This is a genomic window from Thermanaerothrix daxensis, from assembly GCF_001306145.1.
Lineage (GTDB): Bacteria > Chloroflexota > Anaerolineae > Anaerolineales > Anaerolineaceae > Thermanaerothrix > Thermanaerothrix daxensis.
Genome location: NZ_LGKO01000005.1, coordinates 1 through 16,081, shown reverse-complemented (window position 1 = coordinate 16,081; position 16,081 = coordinate 1). Strand labels below are relative to the sequence as shown.

Below are 16,081 nucleotides of genomic sequence, written 5' to 3'. Positions count from 1 at the left end.
GGGTCTCCTCCTACCTTCGAGGATCGAAGGGGTTATCTCGAGGGTGATATGGCCCGGCATCCATTGCCTAGACCTGGCGCCGTTCCAGGTGCACCGGCTGGCCGCTCTCCACAGACCGGTAGGCGGCTTCAACCACCTCGACCGCGCGCAGACCATCTTCGCCGCTCACCCGCGGTGGACGTTGAGCACGGATGGCCTGAACAAAGTCCTCAATCATAGCCTGGTTGGGATCTGAGCCCCAGAACGCCCAGTAGGGACGTTGCAGGGCATGGGTGAAGACGGTCAGATTCTGCCGAAAAGCATCCACCCACACGGCGCCGCGGTCGGTTACCATCTCAAACGACAGACCACCCCACGATGGCCAGTAAGGCGGGCGCGACCAGGAACAATCAATGGTGGCGAAGACCCCATTTTCGAAGGTCACCCAAACCATCCCGCCCGTCTCTACCTCCACTTCATCCGCATGGAAGATGCGGTTGGCAACCGCATACACCTCGGTCACTTCACTGCCCAGGTACCAGCGCATGATATCCACCAGGTGAACCGTATGATCCATGATCGCACCGCCCCCCGCCAGCGCTTTGTCCACAAACCAGGCGCGATGCTTCTTGGGAAGTTCGCCCTGGTTGGAGGAGTTGAAGCAGTAGACCTGCCCCAGTTCACCCCCATCCAGACGGGATTTAACTTCCAGAAGCGGCGTGGAAAAGCGCATGGGGAAAGCCGTCATCAGCAATACCCCCGCCTGGCGGCAGGTACGCACAATGGCTTCCGCATCCTGGGCCGTTGTGGCCAGCGGCTTTTCGCACAAAATGTGGGCCCCCGCCTCCGCCGCCAGTTTAACCAGAGGCAGGTGGCGGCTGTTCTCGGAACAGATGATCACCCCATCGGGTCTGGCTTCCAGCAGTTCCTCGTAACTGCGAAAACGATGCGCCCCGAAAAGGCGCGCAAAGTGCTCTCCCCGCTGAGGGTCATCATCAGCCAGGCCAATCATCTCCACGCCGGGGATGGCGCGCAGATTTTGGATATACGCCTCGGCGTGTAAATGGGCAAAGGACATAATCCCAATTCGGATGCTCATAGCAGCCTCTCCCCTAACGATTCGAGATAGACCACCTTACCGCTCTGCGCAGATTGCACGGCAGCAGCCGCAATCTGCACAGCCGCCAGACCGTCCTCGGCGGTTACGCGCGGTGTCTTGCCCTCTTTGAGGGCTACGTAGAATTCTTTAATCTCCGTGGTGTAAGGGCTTTCGCGTACCGGGCTGGATGGCAACCCCACGTCCGGCGCTTCGGCATGGGGCTTGATGATCAGGCTCTCAATGGGCGAAGTGGCCTGTGAGTCGAATTCGATCATCCCACGATCCCCCGAGAGTTCAAAGCGGGTGCGGAACGTGGGCGGGGGATAGGCCCAGGCCCCCGCCACATGGGAGATCGCACCGTTGCGGTGTTTGAGGATGACCAGACCATAATCCACGGGGCTGCCCTGGTGCACCGCGCTGACCTTGCGGGCAAAGACGCTTTCCACCTCGCCGGCCACCCAACGGGCATAATCCATATCGTGAATCATCAAATCCATCAGGATGCCACCCGACTTGGTCTCATCCAGGAACCAGTTGCCCACGGGCTTCTTAGGGCGATAACTGCCACGCAGCAAGCGCAGGGTGGCCACCTGCCCAATTTGCCCCTGGGCGATAATCTGCTTAGCCAGGGCGTACTCCGGGAAAAAGCGCACCACGTGGGCTACATAGAGCTGGACCCCGGCGCGGCGGCAGACACGCACGGCTTCCAGCGCATCTTCCACGGAAAGGGCCAGGGGCTTTTCGCAGATGATGTGCTTGCCTCTGGCGGCCGCTTCCAGGATCATCGGCACGTGCAGGTGGGTGGGGGTGCAGATATCCACCACATCCACCGCTTCGAGCATTGAGGCAAAATCCGGGAAGACCCTGGCGCCGTACTGCTGGGCAATGGGTTGGGCCTCCTCCACGGTTTCTGCCACAAACCCCACAATTTGCGCTTCGGTCTCCGCCCACGCCGCCGCATGGGTGGAGCCCATAAAACCAACTCCGGCAATTCCAACGCGCATGGAAACCTCCCTGATAGAGATCATTTGAGCGCACCCGCAGTAATACTGCGGATCATCTGCTGCGAGAAGATCACATAGAGGATGAGAATCGGCACCATGGCCAGGCTGAGCGAGGAAAGCACGGCGTTCCAATCACTGACAAACTGCCCCAGGAACTGCTGCACCCCCAGGGTAATGGTCGCCGTTTTGGCACTGGGAGCGATCACCAGCGGGAACCACAAATCGTTCCAGATGGGAATCATGGTGAAGATGCCGATGGCACCCAGCGCCGGACGTACCAACGGCAGGACCATGGTGTAGATGCGGTATTCGCTGGCCCCATCAATACGGGCCGCGTCTTTCAATTCTTTGGGCACCTGACGCATGAACTGACTCAAAATAAAGATGGTCAGCGGCAACCCCTGCGCAATATAAACCAGGATCAACCCGGTCAGGGTATTGACCAGCCCCAATTTAACCATCAAACGCAGCAAGCTGACCGTGCCCAGACGGATGGGGATCATGATCCCAATCGAAAGGTAAAGTGCTGTCAGGGTGTTACCACGGAAGTTGTACTCCGAGAGGGCAAAGGCCGCCATGGAGCCAAACAACAGGATGAACAACAACGACACCCCGGTGACCACAATGCTGTTGATGAAGTTCTGCGTGAAATTGGAACGGCTCAGCACCGTTTCATAACCGATGAGACTGAACGTGGAAGCGTTGGGGAAAGCGAACGGTTCGCCAAAGATGGCCTTGCGCGTCTTGAACGAGTTGATCAAGATCATCACCACCGGAAAAACAGCCAGCAGGGAGTAACTGGTCAGGATCAGGTGTGGCACAAACCCGCCCAACAGCAGGCGCAGGCGGTAGAGCAGGCCAAAATCCTTGCCGTAGGTGAGGGAACGCGAAGAGGTGCTCATCCAGGCCTCCTTACATCTCAACCGCTTGGATACGCCGCTGCCACAAGAACATGTAAATCAAAACGCCACTCAGGATGATAATGAACATCATCGCAGCCACGGTAGCGCCCATGGTCGGGTTGCCCAATTGCAACTGCTGGCCGAAGAAAGTGCGGTAGAAGAGGGTGCCCATGATGTCTGTGGAGAAGTTCGGTCCGGCCAGCGCTCCCTTGATGGTGTAGATGAGATCAAAGGCATTGAAATTGCCCACAAAGGTCAGGATGCCCACAATACCCACGGTGGGCAGGATGAGCGGGAACTTGATGCGCCAAAACACCTGCCAGCCGGTAGCCCCATCCACCCGGGCTGCTTCAAGCAACTCCTCAGGAATGCCGATGAGCGCGGCGTAAAAGAGCACCATGGGAATTCCCACAAACTGCCACACCGAGATCAGAGAGATGGTCACCAGGGCCGTGCTTTCCAACCCCAGCCAGGGGCGGAAAAGCGAGCCCAGCCCCACCGCCTTTAGAATGCTTTCAGCCACGCCCCACAGCGGGCTGAGGATCAGGTTCCAGATAAAACCAATGATGACAAAGGAAAGCACCGTAGGCATGAAGAGCACGGTGCGATAAAATTTGCGCCCCCACCCACCACTGGCAAGCAGTGCCGCCAGCAAAAGCCCGATGGGATTCTGCACCAGCATGTGCACCAGGAAGAAAACAATATTATTTTTGAGTGCCCCCCAGAAACGCGGGGCGTAATTGGAATCGGTAAATAAAAGGACGTAATTGCGCAACCCGACGAAGTACTCCCGGTTGTCCGATCCGATAGCAAAAAACGAGAGACGCAGGGAATCAATGAGCGGATAAATCATGAACAGGGTATAAACAATGACCGCCGGCGCCAGAAAAACCACAATATGGATAGGAAAAGCGCGTGACCCGGGTTTTGTGCTCACGTTCACCCCTCCAACGCTAATTGGAATTGGGGCGGGGGTGACCCCATGTCAGGAAGGCCACCCCCTTCTGCCCTATCTGCCCTACTGCTTGGGTTTATACCACTTATCCAGACCGGCCTGGATTTCCTGCGCGGCCTGTTCGGGGGTCAGAGTGCCGTTGATCACCGCTGCGCTCACGCGCCACAACTCGTTCTCGAGGTTGGGCTCACCCCGCGAGAGGATGTGGTACGAGTTGCGGATGGTGGATTTGCACTCATTGCGCCAGGAGACGAATTCCTGCGCCAGCGGGTCCTTCAACTCAACCGGCGTGCTGTGGAGCGGGAAAAAGCCGGGCAGTTCGTTGCCGTACAACTCGGCGAACTCGGCAGAAGCCACCCAGGAGAGGAAGGTCCGCGCCGCTTCGGGATGTTTGGTGGCCGCGTTCATGCCCAGCGCAATATCCACGTGATCGCTGATGTAGCACTGATCGCCGGCTTTCTCCACCGGGGGCTTGAAGATGCCCAACGGGAAGGAGGCCTGCTTCTCAAACAGGGCAATCTCCCACGAGCCGGTCGGGTAGATGGCGCCCTTGCCCAGCGTGAAGAGCGCCTGCGCATCCGGGTACTTCACCGATTCGAAGCCCGGCGGCAGGTAATCGCGCCAGCGCGCCAGTTGCTGCCAGGTTTTGATGTAGGGTTCATCGGTGAACTTGGCCTCGCCGCGGATGAGCGCCAAGCGGCCTTCCTCACCCTTCCAGTAATTCGGCCCAATGTTCTGGAACCCCATGGTGGCGGCTTCCCACATATCCGCCGTCCCCATTACCAGCGGGATGTAGGTGCCATCGGCCTTGATCTTATCCAGCACCTGGTAGAACTCATCCCAGGTGGTGGGTTCCTGAAGGCCCAATTTATCAAACGCCTCTTTGTTGTAGAAGAAGCCGTGGATCACCGAGGCCATCGGCACGCAGAAGGTCACGGAAAGATCGTCCGTGCTCCATGCGGTCTTGGCAAAATCGGTGAAGTTCTCCATTCCGGGCAGGTCGTTGAGCGGAGCCAGGTAGCCCTTCTCATAGAGTTTCAACGAGGCATCGAAGGGGCGGCAGGTGATCAAATCGCCCGCGGTGCCCGCTTCCAGTTTAGAGTTCAGCACGCCGTTGTACTCTGCCGGCGCGGTGGGGCTGAACACCACATGGATATCGGGGTGCTTTGCCTCAAAAGCGGGGATGATCACATCCTGCCAGATGGGCAAGTCATCGTTGCGCCAGGATTCAATGATCAGAGTGACCTTTTCACCCGCGGCAGGTGGCTGAGTGGCTTCGCCGGCTGCGGGGGGCTGGGTCGCCTCACCTGCGGGGGGAGCCTGGGTAGGGGTGGCTTGCGCACAGGCAGAAAGCACCAGCGCTATCAGAAGCAACATGGCCAGAAACACTTGCTTACGCATCTTCTTCCTCCTCATTTCTCAGAATTCAAGATTGGTGGGACACACATCGAGGCAACCGGGTCCAGTTTGTATGACTTTCGGCTACCGACCACCTCCTTTCTTCTCTGCGCGCCGGGCGGCCTGCCAGACCAGACACGCCGCCCCCAGCGCCGGATTCTGCAATTGGGAAGCGACGATGTGCAGGTTCTGGTGGCTGGCCGGCAGAACCCGCCGGGGCAAATCGCGCTGTAAACGCGCCCGCAGGTGATCAAAAATCGCCAGCCCCAAACCTCCGCCGATTACAATGCGGGCGGGGTTGAGTAACCCCACAATGAAGGCAACCAGGGTGGTCAACGCGGCGGCCACTTCGTCTATTGCCGCCAGCGCCAGCGGATCACCTGCTGCGGCAGCCTGAACCACAGCATGCGCTTCCTGCACCGCCTCTACCGAGAGGTGCGTGGGGTGCGCCTGTGCGGCTAAAAGCCGCCGGGCAACCGCCACCAGCCCCGGCCCGGAAACCACCGTCTCCACACAGCCGCGCAAACCACATGCACACAGCCGCCCATGCTCGGGATCCAATGCAATGTGGCCAACCTCCGCGGCATTGCCATCTGCGCCGCGTATCAGGTCGCCATGGGCAATGATGCCTCCGCCCAGCCCCGAGCCGATGCCCAGGAAAACGAAATCCTCGCACCCCCGCGCCGCCCCCCAGTAGTATTCGCCCAGTGCGGCGGCGTTGGTGTCTTTCTCGATCCAGACTGGCAACGGAGTGCTCAGGCGCGCCTGCACCTCGCGCACCAGGAAGACCTCCTCCCAGCCCAGGTTAACCGCATTGCGCACACTGCCTTCCACAGGGTTGACCAGACCGGGACTGCCCATCCCCACACCTTGGAGATTTCCCCCATACGCATTCGCCACGGCGCTCAGCCGGTTGATCTCAGTTCCAATATCATCCAGCACCGCCGCCGGACCGCGTTGGGGCAGGGTGGGCAGATGCCGCGCCTCCAGCACCTGACCCTCTGCGGTTACCAGAACCGCGGCGATCTTGGTAGCACCAATGTCAATACCAATGGCGAGGGTGTTCATTGCATTTGTTCCATCAAAATGCGGGTTACCTACTCCAGATTTCGACGGTGAAGAAGTAGCGATCACTGCGGTAGTAAGATTCCACAAACTCAAAAGGGTGATTGGACTGATCAAACGTGGTGCGGTAGATATGGAGAATCGGCCCGCCCTTGCTCACCTGCAGATGACGGGCTTCTTCCGCCGGGCAGGCCACTGCTTCAATTTGCTGCAGGGCTCGCCACGGCTCCACCCCAAAGTGTGCCTTGAGGGTGGCATAGAGAGAACGCTGACTCATATCCAGGTCAAGCAGTGCGCGAAACGGTCCCGCCGGGAGGTAGGCGGTTTCCAGCGCTAGGGGTTGTCCATCGGCCAGCCGCACCCGTTTGAGGACGATCACCATCTCGCCGATTTTAAGTTGCAAAGCCCGCGCTACCTGCGGCGAGGCCGGCAGCATTTCAAACTGCAGGACGCGCGAGGCGGGCGTGCGGCGCTGGGCTTCCATATCCTGCGTAAATGAGGTGAGCAACCCCAGATGCTGCTGGATGCGCGGCTGGGCCACAAACGTGCCCTTGCCGTGCACCCGCACCAGCAATCCCTCGTTGATCAAATCTCCAATCGCCTGGCGCACCGTGGTGCGGCTGATCTTGAAGCGCTTCTCCAATTCTCTTTCCGTGGGAATGCGTTCACCCGGCTTAAGCAGCCCCTGCAGGATCTGATCCTGAAGGTAACTCTTCAATTGGTGATAGAGGGGAATGGGGCTATTTGCGTTCAGCATGAACCAGAGGGACGGGGTAAATATATTGTTATGACATCATGACGTTGGGACGTGGATATTTTTACTATATAGAAATCGAAGGAGAAAATCAATAGGCCAGCGCATTTTTTAAGCCGGACCGACAAATTTTTAAGGTTGAGGGGTTTTCCTATTCCCGCTTTTGCTGGCTTTGTGATATGATTGGGGCTTGAGGTGAACTGACCTATGGACGACCGAATCACGATCATTGAAGGCCCACCCCCGGTATTTGAAGAAGTGGATGACGGGTGGGCACTGGGGCTCAATGAAAGCCCCAACCTGTATCATATGGCGCTGACCCGCCTGCGCACCTTTAACGGCACGGCGCTGGTCGAACGTTGTCACCGCATGTGGCGGCGCCAGCAGCCGATTTACCTTCACTTCCGCAACCCGCTGGGGCTAGAAGAACGCGTGCCGATCCTGGCGGCGCGCTCGGTCGAGACCCCCGAAGGGCAGGTGCTCTTCTTGTGGGTGCGCCACAAGCACGAAGAAGCCGAGGAGATCGGCAGCGATTTTGAAGACCGCGACGACTACAACAACTGAGCGCGGCGGCACCTCCCTGCTTTCATGACAACCCAAAGCCCCTTCCGCATCTGGGAAGGGGCTGTTTCTATGGGGGGTGTGCCCCAGGAGGGACTCGAACCCCCAACCAAGGCGTTAGGAGTGCCTTGCTCTATCCTTTTGAGCTACTGGGGCGCGGTGCAATTATTATAACACGGTCATCGGCCATCTGGCGGGGTGCCGCCCTCTAATCCCCCATCGCGGTTGCGCCCGTGGCAGGTGTCGCTATCGCGCCAGGTAACGCTGCCCCCTCATTTACCCGCACGAATGCAAGAAGTCTGCCTTCCCACCCCGAGTTCCACCCAAACCTCATCGGGAAGCGCCCGCTTCAACCCAACGGCCAGGCAGAGCCTGCCCCCATTTGGGCAATCCGCTGACGCATTTGGGGAAGGTTCTGCAAGGCAATTCTTTATAATCAAATGGAGATGCTCGCCCCGACTGAAACCAGCGTCTCAGCATTTACGTAAACATAATGCTCACGTTCCCTGAGAAAGGCCAAGTTCCCATGTCAACGGTCAAAGTTAATCAAATTACCAAACGCTTTGGCAATCAACAAGTTGTGGATCACGTCTCCTTTGAAGTTCAACGCGGCGAAATCTTCGGTCTTCTGGGCCCAAACGGCGCCGGTAAAACCACCACCATTCGGATCATCCTGGATATTTTCAAACCCGACAGCGGCGAGGTCGAGGTCCTTGGCGGGCCCATGAACGAGGAGAAGAAAAACCGCATCGGCTACTTGCCCGAAGAGCGGGGATTGTATCAGGATATCTCGCTGGAAGTTTGCCTGAACTACCTGGCTCGTTTAAAGGGTCTGAAGCCGACAGAGGCGGCTCACCGCATTGAACAAAGCCTGAAACGCTTTGACCTTTACGAACATCGCAAGAAAAAGGTCAAAGCATTAAGCAAAGGAATGCAGCAAAAAGCCCAGTTGATCGCCACCCTGGTCCACGATCCGGAGTTGATCATCGTGGATGAACCCTTCAGCGCGCTGGATCCGGTTAACACTCAAATGGTCAAAGACCTGTTGCGCGAGGAACGGGAGCGCGGAAAGACCATCATCATGTGCACCCATCAAATGCATCAGGTCGAGGAACTCTGCGACCGGCTGGTACTGATCAATCATGGAAAGGTCATGTTATATGGGGATTTGGACGGAATCCGCCGGCGCTACGCTGCGCGCAAAATTCTGGTGTGTCCCCTGGGGGATTTGCCCGCCGATCTCCCCGGTGTCCAGCGCATCGAGCGGGAAAACTCCGGCTACCTGCTACACCTGACAGAACACACCCATCCCCAGGCCATTCTAAAACACCTGGTTGAACAAGGGGTGGCCCTGGAGCGCTTTGAAGTGGCCCTGCCCACGCTGGATGAGATTTTCATCCAGATCGTCACCGCGCGCGGAGAACCCCTATGAGCAAGACCTGGATTGTCTTCCGTCATGAATACCTGCGCCATGTCAAGCGCAAAGGCTTCATTCTGGGACTGCTTTCCATTCCCATCTTCCTGGTCGTGAGCATGGGGATCAGCATCGTGGCGGCTCTCTCGAGCGAGGACATGCGGCCGGTGGGTTATGTGGACCTTTCGGGATTGTTTGCCAATGCACAGCCCCTGCCGCCCCAAAACACCGGCTGGCTGGACCGTGATGTAGAAATGCGTCCCTTTGAGAATGAAGCCGCCGCCCGCCGTGCCCTCGAAGCCGGTGAAATTCAGGCTTATTACGTGATCGCGGCAGATTATCTCCGCACGGGCAATGTCAGGTTGGTGACCAGCCATACCGTAGAGGCAGATATTCACCGTCAGTTTTCGAAGTTTCTGCTGACCCACTTGTTGAAGGATGAAGACCCCACCGTGCGTGACCGCGTTCTGGAAGGGCCGAACCTGACCTTGCACACCCTCACCAGCAACCAGAAAATTGGCTCCCGCAACTTCTTCAGTTTGCTGGTCGCCTTGTTCTGCGGCGTCATATTCGTGATCGCCATCAGCACCAGCGGCGGGTATCTGCTCCGGGCAGTTGTGGAGGAGAAAGAAAACCGCACGATTGAAGTGATATTGACCTCTATTTCCACCGACTCACTCATGGTCGGCAAGGTGCTGGGCAACTTGTGTGTTGGACTCACCCAGTTGCTGTTCTGGCTGCTCATGGGTGGGCTGGCCGCCCTGTTTGCGCTGCGGGCTTTCCCCGATTTTCAAGGCATGGAGATCAACGCCTCCTTTTTCGGGTTGGTGGCGCTCACATTTCTCCCGGGATTCGTAATGATCGCCGCGCTGATGACCACGGTCGGGGCAACGGCCACCGAATCGCGCGAGGCTCAGCAAATTGCTGGTTTGTTCACCTTACCAGCCATCGTGCCTTTCTGGTTTATGGGCGCCATCATCGAGCATCCCAATAGCCCTCTGGCCATCGGATTCAGCCTCTTCCCCTTCACCGCACCAATGACTCTGCCCCTGCGCGCCATGGTGACAAACCTCCCAGTCTGGCAAATCGTCCTTTCGGTCGCCGTGCTGTGGGCAGCCGCTGCCGCCGCCATCTGGCTGGCAAGCCGTGCTTTTCGCCTGGGCATGCTGCTTTACGGAAAGCGATTGACCCTGGCTCAAATCCTCCGTTCCCGCTGACAAAGGGAGGCTCCTCCAATGCACAAAACCTGGCTTATTCTGAGTCACGAGGCCCTGACCACCCTGCGCAGCCGTTCGTTCCTTCTGGCCTTGATCCTGGTACCGTTGGTTTCCTTCATCATCCTGCTGATCGCGGGTGCCCTTCAACGCCGCAACCCCAGCCCAGACCCAATCACCTTGCTCACCCCAGAAAAGCCCCCCATCAAAGGGGTGGTGGATCTGAGCGGTCTGATCCGGGAAATTCCCCCCGCAATGGAAGGGCAGGTGCGCCCTTACCCCAGCCCGGAGGCCGGGCTGCGCGCTTTGCAGGCCGGCGAGATCACCATGCTCTACGTGGTCGCGCCGGATTACCTTAGCAGTGGGAAAATTGAACTCTACGCACAAGAAATCAACCCGTTTCAGGATGCCCGCACCGCTTATCCGGTTGATTGGCTCATTTCCTACAACCTGTTCAAAGACCGGCCGGCCCTGTTTGACCGCATTACCGTCTCAATGAACCTGAGCGTGGAACGGGTGGCTTCGGAAAAACCGCCGCGCGCCACAAATGAGACGGTTGCCTTTTTTGTGCCTTACGGCATTGCCATGTTCTTTTATCTTTTTATTTTGGGCACCTCCTCGCTCTTATTGAGCAGTGTCAACACAGAGAAACAAAACCGCGTCATTGAAATCCTGCTCTCCTCAGCCACCCCCTCGCAAATGATGGCCGGAAAAATCATCGGCTTGGGGCTGGTGGGCTTGCTGCAGATGACGGTCTGGCTGGCAGCCGGGCTGTGGCTGTTGCAGTTCAGCAGCAGGACCTTTACCGCCTTGCAGGGGATTCAACTACCCCCCAACCTCCTGGGGTGGGGCATCTTGTACTTCATCCTGGGCTACACTATTTTCGCCGCGCTGATGGGGGGCATCGGTGCCCTGGCACCCAACCTGCGCGAAGCCTCGCAAGTCACTTCTCTGGTAATTCTGCCGCTCATCATCCCCCTCATGTTCCTTCAACTGCTGATCAACCGCCCCGATTCGGCTTTATCCCTCGTCCTGAGCCTGTTCCCGTTTACCTCGCCGGTGGCCATGATGACGCGTCTGGCGGCGGAGCCGGTGCCGACCTGGCAGTTGGGGCTGGGTGCCGTGCTGCAGGCCCTCACGGCTTTCCTGGTGATTCGCGTGGTGGCAGGCATGTTCCGCGCTCAAAACCTGCTCTCGGGGCAACCGTTTAACCTGGGCCTCTTCTTCCGCGCGCTGATCGGTAAGGTCTGACCCCCCACTCAGCAGAGAGGGATGTCCCCGTGAGCGAAGACCGCCCCACGGGGCAAAGGAGCAGGTGCCGCGGTACCTCGTATATACGGGGCAAGAGAGCACGCACCGCTCCATCCCCCATGCCTGTAAGGGCGCGCAAGTCCCAAGAACACCGATATCCGGGGTTATGGAGGGTAGCCCGTACTCAAATAAGCGGTACAATATCTCAAATTAGGTTTTTAGGTTTAAAACCAATTAGGCACACCCGGCTGGACCCTTTGCTCTTCCGGCGCGCCCTCGCTCCGCTGAGCACATTCCCCCAGGCGGCAATTCTGAAAGCCATCCCCCATTTTAGAGAGGAGACCCCAATAATGCGTTCCAACAAACTACCCATTTTGATCGGGCTGCTGGTGATCGTGTTGTCCGTCCTGGCCTGCAGCGGAAGTGTTACCACAGCCAACATTGCCGATGCCTGGATGTCCACAGACGAAGAGGGCAATAATCGTACTACGGTTTATACGCCGAACGCCGTCTTTTACGTCCAGGCCGATTTGCGCAATGCGCCCGATGACACCAGGCTCAAAGCGGTCTGGATCGCGGTAGATGTGGAAGGCGCGGATCCCAATCTCACCATTTATGAGACCGAGTTTGTCTCTGGGAGCGGGCTTGTTCACTTCAGTCTAAGCAACAACAACCCCTGGCCACAAGGCAAGTACAAGGTCGAGCTCTACCTGGACGACAAACTGGCCAAGACGGTCGAGTTTGAGGTGAAGTAACGGCGGGGTTTCTCCCTCTCTTCTGATCACAGGGCGCCTTGTCGCAAGTGCTTCGCACAACTGCCGCAGGGGATCAACCCCTCACCTCATGAGCACCTCGTTAGCGGGTAAAACGCTCACCCGAGGAGCAACCTTGGGTGAGCGTTTTTCAACAACGCGGTGAAGCATAAACCCATTAAGTGGCGATACCCCCGTAGCGGTTGTCTGGGTGGGCACCTGGTAACGCCTCTATGGGTTCCGCCCCCTCTAACGGCGAACCGGAAATGGAAAAGGTCCCGGCAGCAAAATCCACCTCTAATACCGCCCAGGCTGCCCCATTATCCCAACGCAAGATGAGCCGGGAATCCGGGGATTCGGGCATGCTAAACGCCCCGTTAAAAGCGGGGTGCTGGTTGCGAAAGCGAATCAGCCGGAACAGCGATTGCACCACGGGGCGCTGGATGGCCTGGGCAATCTCCTCCAGGGTGTAGTAATGCCGGTTGATATCACGCCCGACACCCGTGCGGGCCAGCAGATCCATGTCATTTTCGCCCGCCAGCAAACCCACGTAGTAAACCTGAGGGATGCCCGGCGAGAAGAACTGAATGGCGCGTGCCAACAAATAATCACGGTCGTTGCGCCCGAGCGCATCATAAAAAGTGCAATTCACCTGATATAAATCCAAGTTGGAGGCGGCGGCACCGCTGGCCAGACGGCTCTGCCCGTTGCTGTTAAGATGAATTTGCTCCACTAAAGCCTCTAATTCTTCCGGAGGAATGAGACCGGGGTAGTTTTGTGGATCACTGCTGTCGGCGCCGATGTCAATCACCCCAATGCCATCATGCGTATCCAGAACGGTAATCGCATTGCGCGGGCTGATACTCAGCCATTGCTTTAGGTAGTATGCCGTGCGATTGAATATGGCGTGCAGAACCAGGGGGGGCAAAGCAAAATCGTAGACACGATCCACCTGACGGGCAATCTCAATTTGCTTGCGATAGTGCGAGTGGATTTCGACCAAGACCTCCATCCCCAATTCCTGGGCTTGATGGGTCAGGTTTTCAATAAAATCAAACGTCTCGGGGATCATAAAACAAGTGGTTCCCGCCTTTTTGACGGCATACCCAACAGCATCCAGACGCACCATGCGAATGCCGTTTTCATGCAGAGTGCGCAATACCGAGTGCAGGTACTCTCTCCCCATAGGGTGCAATACATTGATGTCAATCTGCTGCCTGGAGAAGGTGGTCCACAATAAACGTTTTTGGCCGTTCTTCAGGGTTATATAAGAAAAAGGCAAACCGGGTCTGGGGCGATAAATGGTCAATAAGTCGGCTTCGGTGGCACCGTTCGGGAAAACACTGCTCATCGTAAGAAACAAATCTTTGTAGATCGAGTCGTCCCCCTTCTCCAAATAATCCAGGAACTGGGGCGAGGACGATGAAATATGGTTAACGATTAAGTCCGCCATTAAGTCAACATCCTGCCCCAATGCCCTGATATCCTCCCAACTGCCCAGACAGGGGTCAACCCGGGTGTGATCAATCGGATCAAACCCGGCATCGGCTCCCTTAATGGGGTAATAGAAGGGGAGAAGGTGGACACCGCCGAATAAGCCAGCCAGGGGGCCACGCAGCAATTGGTGGAGTGTTTTGATGTTACCGCTTCCCAGGCGGTCTACGTAGGTGATGAGTTGAACTTGGTTTTTCATAGTACCCCGATATGTCGTAGCATAAAGGTGTTGCCTTCAAAGGGTCTGCCCGGGTGTTTTTCCGAGAGAAGCAAACCGCAACTCACGTCACAAAAGTCGCCCATTGTCACAAAAAAATACCGCCACACCAAAGCCCACCCTTTCCTAACCATCCCACAAAAACCAAGAGCGTATTTTTAATGAGTGCGTTTTTCCTGGATAAAGTTTCGATCGAGCCATTCCAATGCGCGAGGAAAGTACTCATTCCAGAATTCCCAAGTATGCGCCCCGGGGCCCTCTTCATAAGTCAAATCAATCCCGTGTTCATTAGCCAGGTCGCGGAATCTAATGCTCATATCATAAAGTTCGTCATCAACACCACACGCCATATATAGTTGAAGAACAATCAGGCTGTTAGAAAGAAGTAACATGAAAGCACTTTCTAAGTGAGATAGTACAACAAATCCACTAAAAAGTCAATATCCATTCCAAGAGCCTTTCGATATTCAGGCGGTTTTTCGTTCGATCAACGTGAGTGGGAGCTTTACGTGCCTCGGCAAGCGCGATGGTGATTCTAATTGCGCAAACAATATCTCCACTGCCAGTTTTCCCGATTCGTCCAGGTGCTGGCTTATGGTTGTTAGATCCGCATACTCCGCCATATCCAGGTCATCAAACCCAATTACCGCCAGCTGGCCCGGCACCTCCACCCCCAATTGGCGGGCTGCCTTAAGCACTCCCAACGCCTGGAAATCCGTGGCCGCAAATATGGCAGTGGGTGGCTCGGGCAACTCAAGCAATTCCTTGGCCACTTGCCGGGTTTGCTCCTGCGTATAAGGGGCGAGGCGCACAAAGGCCTCAGGGAGATCTATACCCGCTTCCTTCAATGCCTGACGAAAGCCGCTCAGGCGTAGGCTGACCGGATGAATCGCATACTCCGGCAGATCCGTGTCTCCCAGGAAGGCAATCCGGCGGTGCCCCTTGCTGAGCAGATAATTGGCAGCCATGCGCCCGCCCTCCACATCATCAATCTCTACGCAGTTCAGGGCAGGGTGAGGATACTCGATCAAGACCGTTGGCAGATTGTGCCGAATCAACCTCTCTGCTTCTTCATCGTTGACCGGCAGCGACAGGACAATTAACCCATCCAGGTTACCGGTCAGCGGCAGTGTGGAAAGGTAGCGCTGTAAATGATCGGCCGAATAGACCGGATAAATCACCAATTCAAAGTTTTTCGAGGATAGAACCGTGGCAATGCCCCGCAAACGCTGAACAAATGACGGAGCCGTAAAGAAGGGGGTTACCACCCCAATACGACCGTTCTTCTGCATTGCACGGGCACGTGCCTCGGCCTTGGGGACAAAGCCCAATGCATCTATGGAAGCCAATATCTTTCTTCGCGTCTCGGGATTGACCCTGCCGGGATCATTGAGCACACGCGAGACCGTGGTAATGCTGACCCCGGCATGCCTGGCCACATCATATATGGTTGGCCTTTTGTTTCCATTGATCATAAAACAACCTCTAACAACTGATGAAAGCACTTTCACCTTTTATACCATTGACGGGAAATGCTTGTCAACCATTTTGACCAATGGGTGTAACCAATGCTTACCCCATCTATGAGCACTTTACCTTTTTAGGAATATCACATAGCAAAGAGGCCCAAAAAGTTTTTCTTTTGTTATTGACATTCGACAATATGATACAATTTATAAAATTATTTTTAAGGATGTTCCTAATGGCATCTCTTCCCGAACAAATTGCTCAAATCGGGCGCCGAATGTTTGAACGACGCTTGACCGACATGTCCGGAGGCAACATCAGTGCCAGAGAAGGCGACACCCTCTACATCACCCCCAAATACAGCGGCAGCCGATACCACTGGCAACTGTCCCCTCAGGACATCCTCAGCGGCCCCCTGACGTTGGACCACTGGCTCCATCACCCCCGCTTTTCCCGGGAGGGCAAAGCCCATCTCCTCATCTACCAAACCTTCCCGAACGTCCAGGCGGTCATCCACGCCCACCCTTTCCACGTCCTCCCCTTCTGCTCCCTCTC

The 16,081-nt window shown here is 56.6% G+C and carries 16 protein-coding genes and 1 tRNA gene; 6 read left to right on the top strand and 11 right to left on the bottom strand.

Annotated features, from left to right (window positions below; all coding sequences use genetic code 11):
- Nucleotides 1-67 precede the first annotated feature (67 nt).
- The 7 genes from SE15_RS08745 to phnF all read right to left on the bottom strand — a co-directional run bounded on the left by SE15_RS08745 (nt 68) and on the right by phnF (nt 7,159).
- Nucleotides 68-1,078 (bottom strand): Gfo/Idh/MocA family protein, encoded by a 1,011-nt coding sequence (locus SE15_RS08745; protein ID WP_201778084.1) that lies wholly within the window; start codon nt 1,076-1,078, stop codon nt 68-70.
- Nucleotides 1,075-2,082 carry a Gfo/Idh/MocA family protein gene (locus SE15_RS08740; protein ID WP_054521748.1) on the bottom strand — a complete coding sequence of 336 codons (1,008 nt, stop codon included), beginning with the start codon at nt 2,080-2,082 and terminating at the stop codon, nt 1,075-1,077. Before SE15_RS08740 ends, SE15_RS08745 begins: the two co-directional genes overlap by 4 nt.
- A gap of 20 nt (nt 2,083-2,102) precedes the next feature.
- Nucleotides 2,103-2,984 (bottom strand): carbohydrate ABC transporter permease, encoded by an 882-nt coding sequence (locus SE15_RS08735; RefSeq protein WP_083461838.1) that lies wholly within the window; start codon nt 2,982-2,984, stop codon nt 2,103-2,105.
- A gap of 10 nt (nt 2,985-2,994) precedes the next feature.
- Nucleotides 2,995-3,921 (bottom strand): carbohydrate ABC transporter permease, encoded by a 927-nt coding sequence (locus tag SE15_RS08730; protein WP_054521747.1) that lies wholly within the window; start codon nt 3,919-3,921, stop codon nt 2,995-2,997.
- Between the two features lie 81 nt (nt 3,922-4,002).
- Nucleotides 4,003-5,340 (bottom strand): ABC transporter substrate-binding protein, encoded by a 1,338-nt coding sequence (locus SE15_RS08725; protein WP_201778083.1) that lies wholly within the window; start codon nt 5,338-5,340, stop codon nt 4,003-4,005.
- An 81-nt stretch (nt 5,341-5,421) separates the two neighbouring features.
- On the bottom strand, nt 5,422-6,405 hold the full coding sequence (locus tag SE15_RS08720) for an ROK family protein (RefSeq protein WP_054521746.1): 984 nt from the start codon (nt 6,403-6,405) through the stop codon (nt 5,422-5,424).
- 25 nt (nt 6,406-6,430) lie between these two features.
- On the bottom strand, nt 6,431-7,159 hold the full coding sequence (phnF, locus tag SE15_RS08715) for a phosphonate metabolism transcriptional regulator PhnF (RefSeq protein ID WP_054521745.1): 729 nt from the start codon (nt 7,157-7,159) through the stop codon (nt 6,431-6,433).
- Between the two features lie 204 nt (nt 7,160-7,363).
- Between phnF and SE15_RS08710 the strand changes: the two genes are divergently transcribed.
- Complete coding sequence (locus tag SE15_RS08710) at nt 7,364-7,720, top strand: hypothetical protein (protein ID WP_054521744.1); 357 nt, start codon at nt 7,364-7,366, stop codon at nt 7,718-7,720.
- A 79-nt stretch (nt 7,721-7,799) separates the two neighbouring features.
- On the opposite strand, the gene SE15_RS08705 is transcribed toward SE15_RS08710, so the two are convergent.
- A tRNA-Arg gene (locus SE15_RS08705) sits at nt 7,800-7,873 on the bottom strand.
- Between the two features lie 370 nt (nt 7,874-8,243).
- On the opposite strand from SE15_RS08705, the gene SE15_RS08700 reads away from it, so the two are divergent.
- The 4 genes from SE15_RS08700 to SE15_RS08685 all read left to right on the top strand — a co-directional run bounded on the left by SE15_RS08700 (nt 8,244) and on the right by SE15_RS08685 (nt 12,351).
- Entirely contained in the window at nt 8,244-9,149 is a 906-nt protein-coding gene (locus SE15_RS08700) for an ABC transporter ATP-binding protein (protein WP_054521743.1), read from the top strand.
- On the top strand, nt 9,146-10,348 hold the full coding sequence (locus SE15_RS08695) for an ABC transporter permease (protein ID WP_054521742.1): 1,203 nt from the start codon (nt 9,146-9,148) through the stop codon (nt 10,346-10,348). The genes SE15_RS08700 and SE15_RS08695 overlap by 4 nt, the downstream gene beginning before the upstream one ends.
- A gap of 18 nt (nt 10,349-10,366) precedes the next feature.
- Entirely contained in the window at nt 10,367-11,596 is a 1,230-nt protein-coding gene (locus tag SE15_RS08690) for an ABC transporter permease (RefSeq protein ID WP_054521741.1), read from the top strand.
- Between the two features lie 350 nt (nt 11,597-11,946).
- Nucleotides 11,947-12,351, top strand: a complete 405-nt coding sequence (locus SE15_RS08685; RefSeq protein ID WP_054521740.1) for a hypothetical protein — start codon at nt 11,947-11,949, stop codon at nt 12,349-12,351.
- Between the two features lie 175 nt (nt 12,352-12,526).
- On the opposite strand, the gene gtfA is transcribed toward SE15_RS08685, so the two are convergent.
- The 3 genes from gtfA to SE15_RS08670 all read right to left on the bottom strand — a co-directional run bounded on the left by gtfA (nt 12,527) and on the right by SE15_RS08670 (nt 15,534).
- On the bottom strand, nt 12,527-14,041 hold the full coding sequence (gene gtfA / locus SE15_RS08680) for a sucrose phosphorylase (protein WP_054521739.1): 1,515 nt from the start codon (nt 14,039-14,041) through the stop codon (nt 12,527-12,529).
- 176 nt (nt 14,042-14,217) lie between these two features.
- Nucleotides 14,218-14,451 carry a hypothetical protein gene (locus SE15_RS08675; RefSeq protein ID WP_054521738.1) on the bottom strand — a complete coding sequence of 78 codons (234 nt, stop codon included), beginning with the start codon at nt 14,449-14,451 and terminating at the stop codon, nt 14,218-14,220.
- Between the two features lie 75 nt (nt 14,452-14,526).
- On the bottom strand, nt 14,527-15,534 hold the full coding sequence (locus SE15_RS08670; RefSeq protein WP_054521737.1) for a LacI family DNA-binding transcriptional regulator: 1,008 nt from the start codon (nt 15,532-15,534) through the stop codon (nt 14,527-14,529).
- A 227-nt stretch (nt 15,535-15,761) separates the two neighbouring features.
- On the opposite strand from SE15_RS08670, the gene SE15_RS14180 reads away from it, so the two are divergent.
- A partial coding sequence (locus SE15_RS14180; RefSeq protein WP_160316692.1) for a class II aldolase/adducin family protein occupies nt 15,762-16,081 on the top strand: 320 nt, incomplete at its 3' end.